Below are 16,497 nucleotides of genomic sequence, written 5' to 3'. Positions count from 1 at the left end.
CCGGCCGGGAGAGCGGGCCCCCGGGCTACTTCCTGTGCTTGGCCACCTGCGCCTTCGCGGCGTCCAGGACCTTATCGGGGGTAAAACCGAACTTGGTCTGGAGATCCTTGATCGGCGCCGAGGCGCCGAAGGTGTGCATGCCGATGATCGCGCCCTCGGAGCCGGCGTAGCGGTCCCAGCCGATCACGCTGCCCTGCTCGACGGCGACCCGCGCCTTGACAGCGGGCGGCAGCACCGAGTCGCGGTAGGCCGCGTCCTGCCGCTCGAACAGGTCCCAGGACGGCATCGACACGACCCGGGCCTTGACGCCCTCGGCCTTCAGGGCCTCGTAGGCCCCGACGCAGAGCTGCACCTCGGAGCCCGAGGCGAGGAGGATCACGTCGGGCGTGCCCTCGCTGTCGGCCAGCACGTAGCCGCCCTTGGCCGTGCCGGAGGCAGCCCCGTACTTCGCGCGGTCGAGGGTCGGCAGCGGCTGGCGCGAGAGGGCGAGAACCGCCGGCTGGTTCTTCAGCGTGAAGATCACCCGGTAGGCCTCGGCGACCTCGTTGGCGTCGGCCGGGCGCAGGGTCACGAGGCCCGGGATGCAGCGCAGCGACAGGAGCTGCTCCACCGGCTGGTGGGTCGGCCCGTCCTCGCCCACGCCGATCGAGTCGTGGGTGAAGATGTGGAAGACCGGCAGCTCCATGAGCGAGGCGAGCCGGATCGGCGGGCGCATGTAGTCGGCGAAGACCAGGAAGGTCGCCCCGTAGGCCCGCAGCCCGGAGAGGCCGAGCCCGTTCACGATCGAGCCCATGGCGTGCTCGCGGACGCCGAAATGCAGGTTCCGGCCGCCCGGCGAGAACGGGCCGAACGAGCCCGCGCCCTCGAAGGTCAGGTTCGACTTGTTGGACGGGGCCAGATCGGCCGAGCCGCCGAGCAGGAACGGCACGTGCTGGGCAATGGCGTTCAGCACCTTGCCGGAGGATTCGCGGGTGGCGAGGCCCTTGGCGTCCGGCTCGAAGACCGGGATGTCCTTGTCCCAGCCCTTCGGCAGGCGGCCTTCCAGGAAGGCGTCCAGGTCCTCGGCGTGGGCGGCGTCCGCCTCCTTCGCCTTGGCGAGCAGGCCCTGCCACGAATCGTAGAGGCCGGCGCCGCGCTTGCCGATGCCGTTCCGGAAGTTCTCCTGCACGCCGTCCGGCACGAGGAACTGCGCGTCCTCCGGCCAGCCGTAGGCGCGCTTGGCGCCCTTCACCTCGTCCTCGCCGAGCGCGTCGGAGTGGGCCTTGGACGTGCCCTGCTTCTTCGGGGCGCCGTAGCCGATCACCGACTTGACGATGATGAGCGTCGGCCGGTCGTTGGTGGCGAGGAACGTCTCGATCGAGCCCGCCAGCGCGTGCACGTCGTTGGCGTCGGCGACGCGCAGCACCTGCCAGCCGTAGGCGAGGAACCGCGTCGCGACCTCCTCGCCGAAGGCGAGTTCCGTGTGCCCCTCGATGGTGATCGTGTTGTCGTCGTAGATCCAGCAGAGGTTGGCGAGCCGCAGGTGGCCGGCAAGCGAGGCGGCCTCCGAGGCGACGCCCTCCATCAGGTCGCCGTCCGAGCAGACGGCGTAGACGTTGTAGTCGAACAGCGGCAGGCTCGGCCGGTTCAGGTGCTGGCCGAGGAAGCGGCTGCCCATGGCCATGCCGACCGAGTTGGCGACACCCTGGCCGAGCGGGCCGGTGGTGGTCTCGACGCCGGTGGTGAAGTGGTATTCCGGGTGGCCCGGGGTGCGGCTGTCGAGCTGGCGGAACTTCTTGATGTCCTCCAGCGACACCGCCGGGGCGTTGCCGCCGTCGCTCTCGGCGACGCCCGCGAGGTGCAGCAGCCCGTAGAGCAGCATCGAGGCGTGGCCGCAGGAGAGCACGAACCGGTCGCGGTTCGGCCAGTGCGGGTGCGCCGGGTCGTAGCGCAGGTAGCGGTTCCACAGCGTGTAGGCGACCGGCGCCAGCGCCATGGGTGCGCCGGCATGGCCGGAATTGGCCTTCTGCACCGCGTCGATCGCGAGCGTCCGGATCGTGTTGATGCTGAGCGTATCGATCTCAGCCAGGGCCGCCTTCGCGGGAGTGTCAGCACCGCTCATGATGTCGCGTCTTCCAGTTCGCCTCGCGCGGTCCGCTTCGCGGCTTCGCGCTGCCGCAGGACGGCGGGAGGAGCTCCGTTGGCCTTACCACCCTGCCGATCCGCCGGCCCTTCGCCGCGCGTATAGCTGAGGAGCGTGTTGACGAGGGCGACGTGGGTGAACGCCTGAGGGAAGTTACCCACAAGACGCTTGGCATGCACGTCGTATTCCTCGCTGACGAGGCCGAGATCGGTGCAGATGCCGATCAGGCGCTCGATCAGCGCCCCGGCCTCGTCGCGCCGCCCCAGGCCGATGAGGTTGTCGGCGTACCAGAAGGTGCAGGGGAGGAAAGCCCCCTCGGTGCCGGTCAGCCCGTCGGTGGTCTGCCCCTCGGTCTCGTAGCGGAGGATGAACCCGTCCCGCATCAGCCCCTTGCCGATCGCCTCCACGGTGCCGATCACCCGGGGATCGTGCTGCGGCAGGAAGCCGGTATGGGCGATGAGCAGGAGGCTCGCGTCGAGCGCCTTCGCGCCGTAGGACTGCACGAAGCTGTTGAGATCGGGGTCGAAGCCCTTCTCGCAGACCTCGGCATGGATCTCGTCCTTGATGGCGCGCCAGCGCTCGGCCTGCTCCTGCGTGGCGCCGTTCTCGTGCATCTCGTGCATGCGCAGGGCCCGGTCGAAGGCCACCCAGGCCATGACCTTGGAGTGCGTGAAGTGGCGCCGCCCGCCGCGCACCTCCCAGATCCCCTCGTCGGGCTCGCGCCACGCCGTCTCCAGGTGGTTCAGGATCGCGAGGCCGACCCGCATACCGTCCTTGCTGACCGGCAGGCCGCGGGCATGGGCTTGGTAGAGCGCGTCGAACAGCTCGCCGTAGACGTCAAGCTGGAACTGGCTGGCGGCGGCGTTGCCGATCCGGACAGGCCGCGAGTTCTCGTAGCCCGGCAGCCAGTCCAGCTCGATCTCGGGCAGCAGCCGCTCGCCGCCGATGCCGTAGAGGATGTGCGCCTGCTCGGGATTGCCCGCCACGGCCCGCAGCAGCCAGCCCAGCCAGTCGCGCGCCTCGTCGATGTAGCCCCCGTCCATCAGGGCGATCAGCGTGAGGGTCGAGTCGCGCAGCCAGCAGAAGCGGTAATCCCAGTTGCGGATCCCGCCGAGCCCCTCCGGCAGGGAGGCCGTGGGTGCCGCCACGATGCCGCCGGTGGGCTCGTAGATCAGCGCCTTGAGGGTCAGCAGGGAGCGCTGGAGCATCCGGTCCCATTCCGTGCCGCCGGTGCAGCGCGACGACCATTCGCGCCAGTGCTGGTCGGTGGTCTCGAGGACCTTGCGCGGCTCGATCGGGGGCGGGTCGCCCTCGTGCGAGGGGCCGTAGCTCAGGACGAAGCGGTGCTTGTCGCCGGCATGGACGGTGAACTCGGACACCGTCGTCTGCGCGTCCGATCCCTTGAGATGGACGTCGGTGCGGAGCACGACCTTGTGGGGCCCCGATACGGCGCGCAGGTCGCCCAGCTCGGAGCGGGAGACCCAGGGGACGGCCGAGCCGTAATCGAAGCGGACCGCCATCTCCATCCGCATGGCGACGCGCCCGTGCACGCCCTCGACGAGCCGCACCAGATGGGATCCGTCGCCGACCGGCATGAAGTCCGTGACCAGGACCTCACCCTGCCGCGTGGTGTGGCGGGTCTCCAGCACGAGGCTGCCCGGCCGGTAGGACCAGCGCGTCTCGACGTTCTCGGCCTCGGGGAAGATCTTCCAGAAACCGTGCGCCTCAGTTCCAAGGAGGCTGGTGAAAAGGGCGGCGGCGTCGAAGCGCGGCCAGCATAGCCAGTCGACGCTGCCCTGACGGCTGATCAGCGCGGCGCTGCGGCAATCCCCGACCAGCGCGTAATCCTCGATGCGTGCAGACATCCGGCCCCGGCCCCGGTCCGCGGCCGGCAGTCCGGACCGTCCGCTGCGACGCACCTAGGACGTCCGCTCACGAGATCCAGAGGCTTGAGCGTCCGCGGGCGGACGCGCTCAGCGCAGGCAGTCGGCCACGGCCAGAGCCACCGTGCCCTGGACCGCCTTCGCACCGCTGCGCACGAGATTCGCCGCATCGCCGACCGCCTGCGCGGCCGGGACCAGGGACTGAATTACAGAGGCCGCGAAGGGGAGGGCCTGGGACGGGAGCAGCGCGTCCTCGGCCTGCTCGGCGGCCTCGACGCGCGCGGGCGCCATGGGATCGGGGTTGCCGCGCGGCGCCTCGGGGCAGCGCCGGCCCGGGCAGGCGCGCCGGCCCGCGGCCGCGACGTGCGACGTCGCGCGGGCGGCCACGGCCGGACGGGCGGGAAGGGACCCCGTCCGCGTGACGGCGGCTTCGAGCGGGTAGAGCTCGGAGAACGCGATCACGGCCGGCGGGCGGCCCACCGCGGAGACGGCGGCGACCGGCGCGAAATCCGTGGGCCCGGGGGCAGCGGTCGCGCCCGCCTCGGCCCGGGCGCCGGGCCGAACCGGCTCTGAAGTCGGGCAGTAGAGCGAGGCCACGCCCAGGACCGTCACGACGGCCAGCGTCGGCAGGAAGGGCATGGACACGCGGCCGTGGGCGGCGTCCGTGAGGGCGGGCTGATCTGGCCTGCGCATCCGAATCACCGATCTCCGTGACCGCCTCGAGACCTGCCATGTGCGGCCAGCATTGCGGCGGAAGCTGGACCGTTTGTTTGCGCGGCGGTTACTGATGACGCGGCATGGGATCCCGCGGACATGTCCGCCGGCCGGCCCGCCACGGGCACGGGCCTTGCTTCGCTCACGACGGTCCGAGCCGGGCCGGCCCCCAGAAGAAGACCCGCCCCGTACCGGGCCGAGATGACCGAAACCAATCTCACCGTCGCCGTGATCGACCCGAGCCGCGCCCGCGCGGCCATCCTGGAGGAGGGCCTGCGCGCCGCCGGGATCGGGCGCGTGGTCGTGATTCCCGACACCGCCGACCTGATGGAGCGCGTCGCCGCGCTCAAGCCCGACGTCGTGGTGATCCACCTGGAGAGCCCGAGCCGGGACATCCTCGAGCAGATGTCGGGTGTCACCCGCCAGGTCGAGCGGCCGGTGGCGATGTTCGTCGACCGCTCGGACTCGACCATGATGCAGGCCGCCGTCGATGCCGGAATCTCCGCCTACGTGGTCGACGGGCTGCGGGCGGAGCGGATCAAGTCGATCCTCGACATCGCGATCCTGCGCTTCAACGCCTTCGCGCGCCTCCAGCGCGAGCTCACGGAGGCGCGGGGCGAACTCGCCGATCGCAAGCTGATCGAGCGGGCGAAGGGCATCCTGATGACCATGAAGGGCCTCTCCGAGGACGAGGCGTACAAGCAGCTGCGCCGCAAGGCCATGAACGAGAAGCGCAAGATCGCCGACATCGCCCGGGCGATCGTCACCACCGCGGACCTGCTCGGATGAGGCTCCAGCTCGGATACGTTCCGCTCTGCGACGCGGCGCCCCTGATCGCGGCCCACGAGCTCGGCTTTGCCCGGGCCGAGGGGCTCGACCTCGACCTCACCGCCGAGCCCTCCTGGGCGACGCTCCGCGACCGGCTGGCGCTCGGCCATCTCGACGGCGCGCACATGCTGGCGCCGCTGGCGCTGGCGAGCCGGCTCGCCCTGTCGGGGCCGCCCTCCGACCTGATCGTGCCGCTCCAGCTCAGCACCGACGGCAACGCCGTCACGTTGTCCCGCACCCTCTGGGCGGCGATGGACACGGACAGCGAGGCGTTGGCGGACGTCGCCCGGGCCTTCGCGGGCGTGGCGGAGGCCCGCCACCGTGCCGGAAGCCCCCTGACCCTCGGAACGGTGCACCCCTTCTCGTGCCACAGCTACCAAGTGCGGCTGTTCGCCGAGGCCGGCGGCCTCGACGCGGCGGCGTTCCGCACGGTCGTGGTCCCGCCGCAGCATTGCGTGGAGGCCCTCGGCCGCGGCCTGGTGGACGGGTTCTGTGCCGGTGCGCCCTGGAACGACGTGGCGGCCGCGACCGGCCACGGGCGGATCGCGGTGCACGGCAGCGCCCTCGCGCCGAACGCGACCGAGAAGGTGCTGGCCGTCTCCGCGCGGCTCGACGACGCGATCCTGCCGCTGGTGCGGGCGGTCGCCCGGGCCGGGCGCTGGTGCGCCGAGCCGGAGAACCGGACCGAACTGATCCATCGCCTCGCCCGCCGGGCCTATCTCGACCTCGATCCCGCCCTGGTCGGGCGGGTCTTCGGCGATCCGGACGCGCCCACCGAGCCGGGCCCGCGCATCCGCTTCGGCGCTCCGGTCGAGGAGCCCCGCGCGGCGCAGGCCCGGTGGCTGCTGGAGCAGATGCGGGCGACGCAGCAGATCCCCGCGCAGTTCGATATCGCGGCGGCGATCGCGACAGTCTACAGGCCGGATCTGTACCGCGCGGCGATCGCCGATTCCTGACGGTGACGACACTGCGGGCCGTTCGTCACCGGCCCGCGGAATCGTCGCGAACGGCGGCGGAACGTCGGGCAGGCTCGCCCGTTGTGCTTCCGCCATGCCTGGATGCCGCAAGCTCGAAACTGGATCGTTGATGCCGCATCCGCGCGGGCGGGTCGAGCTTCGACGCTACGTCACCCGGGGTGGCCGGGTGCCCCGCGCCTGCAACGACAATCGTCGGGCGGGCACGCACCACGCCTGGTACTGGGTCCTGGCCGCGGGCGCGATGCCGACGCTGGGTCTCCTGGCGATGCTGTCGACGCTGCTTTAGCGAATCGCCCCGTCGATATCGGGCGGGGCCTGCGTTCCGGGCGGCCGCGGGTCGTTGGCGCCCACTCGCGCGACCCGAGAGCGTGACCCGGCAGCTCGACATGTCGGGCGCCGCCTCGTGATCGGTGTCCCGGCGGTGCGCCTCACTCTGACATCGCCCGACATGCGAGCCTCGTCTCCCGAGGGACCGACCGGCCCGTGATCGCTTTCGCGACGGGTCGCACAGTTTTTGTGCAGCGCCGAAGCCGTCGCTTCGAGCCTCCGCCGTACCCAGCACCGGCTCTCAGTCCTGAGGATCCGCGCGACTCTCGCGGGCCATGCAGCGTCTGGCACGGAACCTGCAATCCTTCCTGCGTCCGTCAACGGCGACGGACAGCGCCGTCAGCGAGGCCGCTGATCCGGTTCTCCCTGAGGCTGAAGCCTGCCGGGAGATGACCGGCAGCGGCTTTTTCGTGGGCGGTCCGCCAACGATCCTGCAATCGAGGTTCCAGACGCGATCGAGCGATGGCGATATCCCCTCAGGACACACGCGGACACGACGCGCGCGCCGGGAACGGTCCGCCGCGCGAGCGGCTGGTCGTCGTCGGCAACGGCATGGCCTCGCTGCGCTTCCTGGAGCGGCTGACCGAGGCCGCACCCGGCCGCTACGACATCACCTGCATCGGGGCCGAGCCCACGGCCGCCTACAACCGGGTCCTGCTCTCCTCGCTGCTCGGCGGCGAGGTCGACGAGGCGGCCTGCGCCTTCCGCGGCCTCGACTGGTACGCGGATCACGGGATCCGCCTGATCACCGGCGCGCCGGCGACGCGGATCGACCGGGAGAACGGGCTCGTCATCGTGGGCGAGACCCACGTCCTGCCCTTCGACAGGCTGGTCCTCGCGGTCGGCTCCCTGCCGATCCGCCTGCCGAAGCCCGGCATGGACCTCCCGGGCGTCATCACGTTCCGCGACCTCGCCGACGTGGCGGCCATCCGCGCGGCGGCCGTCCGGCACGCCCGGGCCATCGTCATCGGCGGCGGCCTCCTGGGCCTCGAGGCGGCGGTCGGGCTCGCGCGGCTCGGGGTCGAGACCACGCTGCTCCACGTCATGGACCGTCTGATGGAGCGCCAGCTCGATCACCACGCCGCCGGGCTGGTGAAGCGCGCCATGGAGTCCCGCGGCGTGCGGGTGATGCTCCAGGCCGATACCGCGCGAGTCGAGGGCGACGGCCGCGTCGAGCGCCTCGTCCTGGCGGATGGTACCGTCTTACCGGCCGACCTCGTGGTGATGTCGGTGGGCGTGCGCCCCTCGGTGGCGCTGGCGCAGGAAGCCGGGCTGGCGACCGGCCGGGGCATCACGGTCGACGACCGGATGACCACCTCGGACCCGCGCATCTTCGCGCTGGGCGAGTGCGCCGAGCACCGCGGCCAGATCTACGGCCTGGTCGAGCCTGCCTACGAGCACGCCGACACGCTCGCCCGCCACCTCTCGGGCGAGCCGGCCGAGTACCGGGGCACGGCCCTGTCCACGAGCCTGAAGGTGTCGGGCCTGCCGGTCTTCTCGGCCGGGATCGTGGACACGCCCGACGACGCGGAGGCGATCGTGCTCTCCGACCCCGGCGCCGGCCTCTACCGCAAGCTGCTGGTGCGCGGCGGCCGGCTGATCGGCGCGGTGTTCGTCGGCGACATCGCCGAGCAGGGCGCCTGCAAGGGGCTGATCCGCTCCGGCGAACCGATCGAGAACGTGGACGACTTGATGTTCGGGCGCCCCGCGCCCGAGCCCCTGGCTGCTTGAGGAGGCGCGGATGTCCGAGACCACCACCCAGACCGCCGCGGGCGCGTTCGAGGCCGAGCAGAAGCGCTACCTCGAGGGCTTCGCCTCCGGCATCGCCGCCGTCCGCCTGACCGGCGGCCTCGCCGCGGGCGGAGCGGGCGCGGCCGCGCCGCCGGCCGAGCCCACGGGCCCGGACGCGATCCACATCAAGGCGCAGGACCGGACCGTGAAGGACGGCGGCAAGCTCTGCGACCAGGAGAAGTGGAAGCGCGCCGAGAACCCGTTCGACGGCCACAACCGCCTCATCCAGGAGGCCGCCGCCGGCAAGCAGCCGAAGCCCGAGGACAATTTCCGCTGGCGGTACCACGGGATGTTCTGGGTCGCGCCGAACCAGGTCTCGTACATGTGCCGGCTGCGGATCCCGAACGGGATCCTGCACCACTGGCAGTTCGCCGGCGTCGCCGACCTCGCCGACGCGCACGGCGGCGGCTACGTGCACGTGACCACGCGGGCGAACCTGCAGGTGCGGGAGATCGGTCCCGAGCACGCCCAGCCCTTCCTCGACGGGCTGACCGATATCGGCCTCACGGCCCGGGGGGCGGGCGCCGACAACATCCGCAACGTCACCGGATCGTCGACCGCCGGCATCGACGCGCAGGAGCTTCTGGACACGCGCCCGCTCGCCAAGTCCTGGCACAACTGGATCCTGAACGACCGCTCGCTCTACGGCCTGCCGCGCAAGTTCAACGTGGCCTTCGACGGCAGCGGCGTGATGCCGACCCTGGAGGAGACCAACGACATCGGCTTCCAGGCGGTGGAGGTGCTGGAGGGCGCTTCGGTGCCTCCCGGGATCTACATGCGCCTCGTGCTCGGCGGCATCTCGGGCCACCGGGACCTCGCCCGCGACACCGGCATCGTCCTGAAGCCCGCGGATTGCAACGCGGTCGCCGACACGATCATCCGGGTGTTCATCGAGAACGGCGACCGGACGAACCGCAACAAGAGCCGGATGAAGTACGTCCTCGACGCCTGGGGCTTCGACAAGTACCTCGCCGCCGTCGAGGACAAGCTCGGCCGCAAGCTCGACCGGGTCGCGCCCGAGCACGTGGCGCCGCGCAAGGCCACCGACCGCTTCGCCCATGTCGGCGTGCACGCCCAGAAGCAGCCCGGCCTCAACTGGATCGGCGTCGTCCTTCCGGTCGGCAAGATGACCAGCGATCAGGTCCGGGCGCTGGCCAAGATCGCGGCCGAGTGCGGCGACGGCCAGATCCGCCTCACCGTCTGGCAGAACTTCATCGTCTCGGGCGTGCCGGACGCGAAGGTCGCCGAGGTCGAGCAGCGGGTGCTCGATCTCGGACTCACCACCAAGGCGGCCGGCATCCGCTCCGGCCTCGTGGCCTGCACGGGCGCGAAGGGCTGCAAGTTCGCGGCCTCCGACACCAAGGGCCACGCCCTGATCATCGCCGACCACATCGAGCAGGCGCTGCCGAACCTCGACGTGCCGGTGAACGTCCACCTCACCGGCTGCCACCACAGCTGCGCCCAGCACTACATCGGCGATGTCGGGCTGATCGGCGCCAAGGTCGTGGTCTCCGAGGAGGGTGACACCGTCGAGGGCTACGACATCGTGGTCGGCGGCGGCTTCGCCGAGAACCCGAAGATCGGCACCGAGATCTGGAAGGCCGTGAAGGCCGAGGACGCGCCCGCCCGCGTCGAGGCGCTGCTGCGCGCCTACCTCGCCCTTCGGCAAGGCCCGGAGGAGAGCTTCCAGGCCTTCACCAGCCGCACCGGCGCGGAGGCGCTCCGCGACGCCGCCGAGGACCAGCCCGCCCTGAAGGCCGCCGCATGACCCAGCACGTCTCGCCCCCCCTCGTCCTGATCCCCGAGACCGCGCCCTTCAACGAGGACCAGCGCGCCTGGCTCTCGGGTTACTTCGCCGCCCTGCTCGGCCCCGCCATCGCGGGCGCGACGGTGCTCGCGCCCGGCGAGGGCCCGGCGGCGGGTCCGAAGCTCGCCGACAACGACGACGCGCCCTGGCACGACCCGTCCGTACCGATCGCCGACCGGATGGAGATGGCCAAGGATCGGCCCGAGCCGCAGAAGCTGATGGCCGCCATGGCCCAGCAGGATTGCGGCCAGTGCGGCTACAACTGCGCCGACTACGCCAACGCGATCTTCCTGAAGAACGAGGCGCGCCTGAACCTTTGCCAGCCCGGCGGCAAAGAGACCCTGCGCATGCTCAAGAAGCTCGACGAGGAGTTCGGCGCCGCCGGCGGCGCCCCCGCCGCGCCGAAGGCGGACGACGACGCCCCGAAGGGCGCGGCCGATCTCGGCCCGCTCGGCTATTGCCGCGAGAACCCGGTCGAGGCGCTGTTCCTGTCCCGCCGCCGTCTCAACGATCCGGGCGGCGAGAAGGAGACGTGGCACATCGAGATCGGGCTGGACGGCACGCCGATCCAGTACGAGGTCGGCGACTCCCTCGGCCTGTTCCCCGCCAACGCCCCGGCGCTGGTGGACGCGGTGATCGCGGAACTCGGCGCCCGCCCCGAGCGCGTGATCGGGGAGAAGACCCTGCGAGAGCACCTGCTGATCAACTACGCCTTGGGCGCGGCGCCCGACAACCTCTACCAGCTCCTGTCGCTGCTCACCTCCGGAGCGGCGCGCAAGAAGGCGCAGGCGCTCGCCTCCGGCGAGGATCCGGACGGCGACGCCGCCTATCTCGACGTGCTCGGCGCGCTCCACAAGTTCCCGGGCGCGCGGCCCGACGCCGAGGTCTTCCTCGAGGCCCTGGACGAGCTCCAGCCGCGGCTCTACTCGATCTCGTCCTCGCCGAAGATGGATGTCGGTCGCGTGTCGCTGACCGTGGACGCGGTGCGCTACAACCACCGCTCGCGGCTGCGCCTCGGCGTGGCCTCGACCCACCTGGGCGAGCGCCTGCCCGAGCAGACCCGGGTGAAGGTCTACCTCCAGAAGGCGCACGGCTTCGGGCTGCCGGCCGACCTGTCGAAGGACGTGATCATGTGCGGCCCCGGCACCGGCATCGCGCCGTTCCGGGCGTTCCTGCGCGAGCGTGCCGCCACGCAGGCACCGGGCCGCAACTGGCTGTTCTACGGTCACCAGCGGCAGGCCAGCGACTTCTTCTACAAGGACGAGCTGACCAGGCTGAAGGACGACAAGGTGCTCACCCGCCTGTCCCTGGCCTGGTCGCGCGACGGCAGCGAGAAGACCTACGTCCAGGACCGGATGCGCGAGAACGGCGCCGAGCTGTGGAAGTGGCTCGAGGGCGGCGCGCATTTCTACGTCTGCGGCGACGCCAAGCGCATGGCCAAGGACGTCGAGCGGGCGATCATCGACGTGGCGGCGCAGTTCGGCGGCAAGAGCCCGGAGGACGCAGTGGCCTACCTCGCGGCGCTCAAGAAGGCCGGGCGGTATCAGGCCGACGTGTACTGAGCACCGATCACCCTCTCCCGCGCGGGGAGGGGGGACGCGGCGCGGGGCTTGCTCCCCCCAGGACGACCCATCGAGGACGCGAGCCATGACCCAGCCAGCGGCGGCGGAGACGGTGCGGACCACCTGCCCCTATTGCGGGGTCGGGTGCGGCGTGCTCGCGACGCCGGACGGGCAGGGCGGTGCGGCGATCGCGGGCGATACCGAGCACCCGGCCAATTTCGGCCGCCTGTGCTCGAAGGGCTCGGCTCTGGGCGAGACCCTGTCGCTGGAGAGCCGCCTGCTCCACCCGCAGGTCGACGGCGCGCAGGTCTCTTGGGACGCGGCCCTCGACACGGTGACGGAGAAGCTCCGCGCGGTGGCGGACGAGCACGGGCCGGACGCGATCGCCTTCTACCTGTCGGGCCAGCTCCTGACCGAGGATTACTACGTCGCCAACAAGCTCGCGAAGGGCTTCATCGGCACGCCGCACGTGGACACCAACTCGCGGCTGTGCATGTCGAGCGCGGTGGCGGCCCACCGGCGGGCCTTCGGCTCCGACACGGTTCCGGGCTGCTACGAGGATCTCGACGAGGCCGACCTGATCGTGCTGGTCGGCTCCAACACCGCGTGGTGCCACCCGGTCCTGTTCCGCCGCATGGCCGACGCCAAGGAGCGCCGCGGCACCAAGTTCGTGGTCATCGACCCTCGCCGGACCCAGACCGCGCAGGAATGCGACCTGTTCCTCGGCCTCCAGCCGGGCACCGACACCGCCCTGTTCTCGGGCCTTCTGGTCTACCTGTCCTACAACGGGTTCCGCGACCGCGCGTTCATCGATCACCATACGGCAGGCCTCGACGGCGCCCTGGAGCGCGCCCGCCAGATCGCGCCGGATCTCGCGGCGGTCGCCGCCGTCACCGGCGTGCCGGAGGCCGACATCGCGGCCTTCTATGCCCTGTTCGCCGGTACCCGCCGGGTGGTCACGGCCTTCTCGCAGGGTGTGAACCAGTCGGCGCAGGGCACCGACAAGGGCAACAGCATCATCAACTGCCACCTCATCACCGGCCGCATCGGCGAGACCGGGATGGGGCCGTTCTCGTTGACCGGCCAGCCGAACGCCATGGGCGGGCGCGAGGTCGGGGGGCTCGCCAACATGCTGGCCGCCCACATGCACTTCACTCCGGAGGAGGTGGACCGGGTGCGCCGCTACTGGGGCGCCCCGCGGATCATCTCCGGCGAGGGCATGAAGGCGGTGGCGCTGTTCGAGGCGGTCAGCCGGGGCAAGATCAAGGCCCTCTGGGTGATGGGGACCAACCCGCTGGTCTCGATGCCGCGGGCCGACGCGATCCGCGACGCGATCGCCGGCCTCGACCTCTACGTGGTGTCCGAGGCGGTGGCGGATTCCGACACGGCCCGGGGATGCGGCAAGACCACCGTGCTCCTCCCGGCGCAGGCGTGGGGCGAGAAGGACGGCACCGTCACCAATTCCGAGCGGCGGATCTCGCGCCAGCGCCGGTTCCTCGCGAGCCCCGGCGAGGCCCGTCCGGACTGGGCGGCGCTGGCGGAGGTCGGCCGCCGCCTCGGCCACGGCCGGGCCTTCGCGTTCGACTCCGCCGCGGCGATCTTCCGCGAGCACGCCGGACTCTCGGCCTACGAGAACAACGGCACCCGCGACTTCGACCTCGGCGCGCTCGCGGACATCAGCGACGCCGCCTACGACGTGACCCTGCCGGTGCAGTGGCCGATCCCGAAGCGCTCCGGCTTCCGGGGCGCCCCGCAGGGCAAGGCGCGGCTGTTCGGCGACGGCCGGTTCTACACCTTCGACCGCCGCGCCCGCTTCGTGGCCGTGCAGCCCCCGGCCCTCGCGCTCGCGGCCTCGACGGCGTTCCCGCTCATGCTCAACACCGGCCGCGTCCGCGATCACTGGCACACGATGACGCGCACCGGGAAGAGCCAGCGCCTGTCGGCGCACCGGGCCGTCCCATTCGTCGAGGTCCACCCGGAGGACGCCGCGGCTCACGGCCTCGCGGAGGGCGACATCGCCCGGCTGACGACCGCGCACGGCGCGGCCGAGCTGGAGGTGACGATCACCGATACGGTGGTGCCGGGCAGCCTGTTCATGCCGATGCACTGGGGCGGCGCCTTCGCGTCGCAGGCCCGGGTCGGCGCGCTGGTGCGGGGCATGACCGACCCGGTCTCGGGTCAGCCCGAACTCAAGGCGACGCCCGCGGCGATCGCGCCCGTCGGCTACCGCGCCCGCGGCTTCCTGCTGACGCGCCGGCAGGTGCCGATGCCCGAGGGCTGGTGGTGGGCGCGGGCCGCGATCACCGGCGGCTGGGGTGCGCAATTCGCTACCGCCGACAGCTCCCGGGCGGTGGCGCTGATGGTGCGCGGGCTGATCCAGAGCGACGCACTGTCGGGCTGCGAGCTGGCGGAATACGCCGACCATGCCCGAGACCGCTATCGCTGCGCGGTCTACGACGGCGACCGCCTCGTCGCCTGCCTCGCCTACGCGCCCGCCGGGGAACGGCCGGACTGGGAGTCCGCCAAGGCCCTGTTCGCCACCGAGACGCCCGACGCCGCCGAGCGGCGGGCCCTGCTCTCGGGCCGCGCGGCGACCGCCTCGGCGGGGCCGGTCGTCTGCGCCTGCCACGGCGTCGGCGCCGACGTCATCGCCACGACCATCGCGGGGGGCGCCGGCTCCGTGGAGGCGGTGGGCGCCGCCTGCAAGGCCGGGACGAATTGCGGCTCCTGCATACCGGAGATCCGCAAGATGCTGGCCGGGCAGACCGCCCGCGCCGCGTGATTATCTGATACACTCTCGGCGAGGATCGATCGGCGTCTCCCGTCAGATCACCTCATCCCGAGGGACCCGCGCGAGCGGGCCTCGGAGGCGGGCTCCAGGGATCGCGCGGCCGACTGGAGCCCTCCTTCGAGGCCTCCGCTACGCTCCGGCACCTCGGGATGAAGGGGCAGACGGGATCGGCCGGATCAGGACGATTCAGGACAGACCCGTGACCGATACCCCCCTGCGCGCCGCCCGCGCGCCCCGCGAGACCAAGGCGGCCGGCCTGGAGCCGCTGGCGGTGCTGCCCGTCTTCGTGCCCCTGCGCGGCAAGCGGGTGGTGCTGGCCGGCTCCTCCGGAGGCGCCCCCTGGAAGGTGAAGCTCCTCGCGGCGGCCGGGGCCCATGTCGACGTCTACGCCCCCGAGCCCGGCGAGGAATTACGCGCCGTGCCGGGCGAGATCGTCGACGGGCAGGTGGTCCTGCACGAACGCGCCTGGAGCCCGGACGACCTCTGGGGCGCGGCCTTCTGCATCGGCGCGATGGAGGACGAGACCGAGTGCGTCGCCTTCGTGGCGGCGGCCCGCGGCGCCGGCGCCATCGTCAACGCGGTCGACCGGCCGCACCTCTGCGACGTCAAATTCGGCGCCATCGTCAACCGCTCGCCGCTCGTGGTCGGCATCTCCACGGAGGGCGCCGCCCCGGTCTTCGGCCAGACCGTGCGCGCCCGGATCGAGGCGATGCTGCCCCGGGGGTTCGCCCGCTGGATGGCCGCGGCCCGCGACTGGCGGGACGGCGTCACCGCGCGCTTCCACGGGTTCGCCGACCGCCGGGCCTTCTGGGAGCGCTTCACCGACCGGGCCTTCGCGGAGCCCGACCGCGCGCCGTCGGACCGGGACCTCGCCGAGCTGCTCGGCGAGACCGAGAGCGCCCCGAAGGGCGGTGCCGTGACGCTGGTCGGGGCCGGCCCCGGCGACGCGGAGCTCCTCACGCTCAAGGCGCTGCGGGCTTTGCGCAACGCCGACGTCATCCTCTACGACGACCTCGTCGCACCCGAGATCCTCGACTACGCTCGCCGCGAGGCCCGTACCATGCTGGTCGGCAAGACCGGCCACGGCCCGTCCTGCCGGCAGGACGACATCAACGCGCTGATGGTCCAGCTCGCCCGCTCCGGCAAGCAGGTGGTGCGGCTGAAATCCGGCGACCCGCTGGTCTTCGGCCGCGCCGGCGAGGAGATCGAGGCCTGCCGGGCCGCCGGCATCCCGGTGACCGTGGTCCCGGGCGTCTCGGCCGCCCAGGGGGCGGCGGCGTCCCTCGGCCTGTCCCTGACCCATCGCGACGCCGCGCGCCGCCTGCAGTTCGTCACCGGCCACGACCGCCGCGGGGCCCTGCCGGACGACCTGAACTGGGGTGCGCTCGCCGATCCGAGCGTCACCACGGTCGTCTACATGCCCAAGCGCACCCTGCGGGCGCTGCTGGCGCGCGCCGTGGCGGAGGGGCTGGCGCCCACGACGCCGGCGCTGCTGGTGTTCAACGCCACCCGCCCGGGCCAGCAGGCCCTACGCGGCACGGCCGCCGACCTCGCCGACCGGGTCGAGGCGGCCGGCCTCGACGGTCCGGCGCTGCTGATGGTGGGCGAGGCCTTCTCGGAGATGCGGGGCGCGCTTCCGGCCGAGGCCGAGCAGGCCCGCGTGGCAGTCTGAGGTCGCTGCCGCGGGCGCGCCGG

General features: G+C 72.1%; 11 protein-coding genes. 8 read left to right on the top strand and 3 right to left on the bottom strand.

Annotated features, from left to right (window positions below):
- Positions 1-25: 25 nt before the first annotated feature.
- The 3 genes from tkt to ACLBXO_RS12410 all read right to left on the bottom strand — a co-directional run bounded on the left by tkt (position 26) and on the right by ACLBXO_RS12410 (position 4,698).
- Positions 26-2,101: a transketolase gene (gene tkt / locus ACLBXO_RS12420; RefSeq protein ID WP_447685553.1), complete on the bottom strand. Its 2,076-nt coding sequence runs from the start codon at positions 2,099-2,101 to the stop codon at positions 26-28.
- Complete coding sequence (locus ACLBXO_RS12415) at positions 2,098-3,987, bottom strand: glycoside hydrolase family 15 protein (protein WP_447685552.1); 1,890 nt, start codon at positions 3,985-3,987, stop codon at positions 2,098-2,100. Before ACLBXO_RS12415 ends, tkt begins: the two co-directional genes overlap by 4 nt.
- A 108-nt stretch (positions 3,988-4,095) precedes the next feature.
- The gene (locus tag ACLBXO_RS12410; protein ID WP_447685551.1) at positions 4,096-4,698 is read right to left on the bottom strand and encodes a hypothetical protein; all 603 of its coding nucleotides are present in this window, start codon (positions 4,696-4,698) and stop codon (positions 4,096-4,098) included.
- Between the two features lie 222 nt (positions 4,699-4,920).
- Between ACLBXO_RS12410 and ACLBXO_RS12405 the strand changes: the two genes are divergently transcribed.
- The 8 genes from ACLBXO_RS12405 to cysG all read left to right on the top strand — a co-directional run bounded on the left by ACLBXO_RS12405 (position 4,921) and on the right by cysG (position 16,474).
- Positions 4,921-5,508: an ANTAR domain-containing response regulator gene (locus ACLBXO_RS12405; protein WP_331318405.1), complete on the top strand. Its 588-nt coding sequence runs from the start codon at positions 4,921-4,923 to the stop codon at positions 5,506-5,508.
- Complete coding sequence (locus ACLBXO_RS12400) at positions 5,505-6,503, top strand: CmpA/NrtA family ABC transporter substrate-binding protein (RefSeq protein ID WP_331318408.1); 999 nt, start codon at positions 5,505-5,507, stop codon at positions 6,501-6,503. The genes ACLBXO_RS12405 and ACLBXO_RS12400 overlap by 4 nt, the downstream gene beginning before the upstream one ends.
- A gap of 130 nt (positions 6,504-6,633) precedes the next feature.
- Positions 6,634-6,810, top strand: coding sequence for a hypothetical protein (locus ACLBXO_RS12395; protein ID WP_331318409.1), 177 nt, complete (start codon positions 6,634-6,636; stop codon positions 6,808-6,810).
- A 503-nt stretch (positions 6,811-7,313) separates the two neighbouring features.
- Positions 7,314-8,582 (top strand): NAD(P)/FAD-dependent oxidoreductase, encoded by a 1,269-nt coding sequence (locus tag ACLBXO_RS12390; RefSeq protein WP_447685550.1) that lies wholly within the window; start codon positions 7,314-7,316, stop codon positions 8,580-8,582.
- 10 nt (positions 8,583-8,592) lie between these two features.
- A complete protein-coding gene (locus tag ACLBXO_RS12385; protein ID WP_447685549.1) occupies positions 8,593-10,410 on the top strand; it encodes a NirA family protein in 1,818 nt (605 codons plus the stop codon).
- Complete coding sequence (locus tag ACLBXO_RS12380) at positions 10,407-12,011, top strand: sulfite reductase subunit alpha (protein WP_447685548.1); 1,605 nt, start codon at positions 10,407-10,409, stop codon at positions 12,009-12,011. Before ACLBXO_RS12385 ends, ACLBXO_RS12380 begins: the two co-directional genes overlap by 4 nt.
- Before the next feature lie 85 nt (positions 12,012-12,096).
- Positions 12,097-14,793 (top strand): nitrate reductase, encoded by a 2,697-nt coding sequence (locus tag ACLBXO_RS12375; protein ID WP_447685547.1) that lies wholly within the window; start codon positions 12,097-12,099, stop codon positions 14,791-14,793.
- Between the two features lie 208 nt (positions 14,794-15,001).
- Positions 15,002-16,474, top strand: coding sequence for a siroheme synthase CysG (gene cysG / locus ACLBXO_RS12370; protein WP_447685546.1), 1,473 nt, complete (start codon positions 15,002-15,004; stop codon positions 16,472-16,474).
- Positions 16,475-16,497: the final 23 nt, after the last annotated feature.

The sequence above is a fragment of the Methylobacterium sp. C33D genome, assembly GCF_053345825.1.
The sequence above is the reverse complement of the archived record's forward strand: the minus strand, read 5'-3'. Positions and strand labels throughout refer to the sequence as shown.

Coding starts and splice junctions, on each gene's coding strand:
- ACLBXO_RS12380 (WP_447685548.1), top strand. CDS start 10,407: ATGACCCAGCACGTCTCGCCCCCCCTCGTCCTGATCCCCGAGACCGCG.
- tkt (WP_447685553.1), bottom strand. CDS start 2,101: ATGAGCGGTGCTGACACTCCCGCGAAGGCGGCCCTGGCTGAGATCGAT.
- ACLBXO_RS12385 (WP_447685549.1), top strand. CDS start 8,593: ATGTCCGAGACCACCACCCAGACCGCCGCGGGCGCGTTCGAGGCCGAG.
- ACLBXO_RS12390 (WP_447685550.1), top strand. CDS start 7,314: ATGGCGATATCCCCTCAGGACACACGCGGACACGACGCGCGCGCCGGG.
- ACLBXO_RS12415 (WP_447685552.1), bottom strand. CDS start 3,987: ATGTCTGCACGCATCGAGGATTACGCGCTGGTCGGGGATTGCCGCAGC.
- ACLBXO_RS12410 (WP_447685551.1), bottom strand. CDS start 4,698: ATGCGCAGGCCAGATCAGCCCGCCCTCACGGACGCCGCCCACGGCCGC.
- ACLBXO_RS12395 (WP_331318409.1), top strand. CDS start 6,634: ATGCCGCATCCGCGCGGGCGGGTCGAGCTTCGACGCTACGTCACCCGG.
- ACLBXO_RS12405 (WP_331318405.1), top strand. CDS start 4,921: ATGACCGAAACCAATCTCACCGTCGCCGTGATCGACCCGAGCCGCGCC.
- ACLBXO_RS12375 (WP_447685547.1), top strand. CDS start 12,097: ATGACCCAGCCAGCGGCGGCGGAGACGGTGCGGACCACCTGCCCCTAT.
- ACLBXO_RS12400 (WP_331318408.1), top strand. CDS start 5,505: ATGAGGCTCCAGCTCGGATACGTTCCGCTCTGCGACGCGGCGCCCCTG.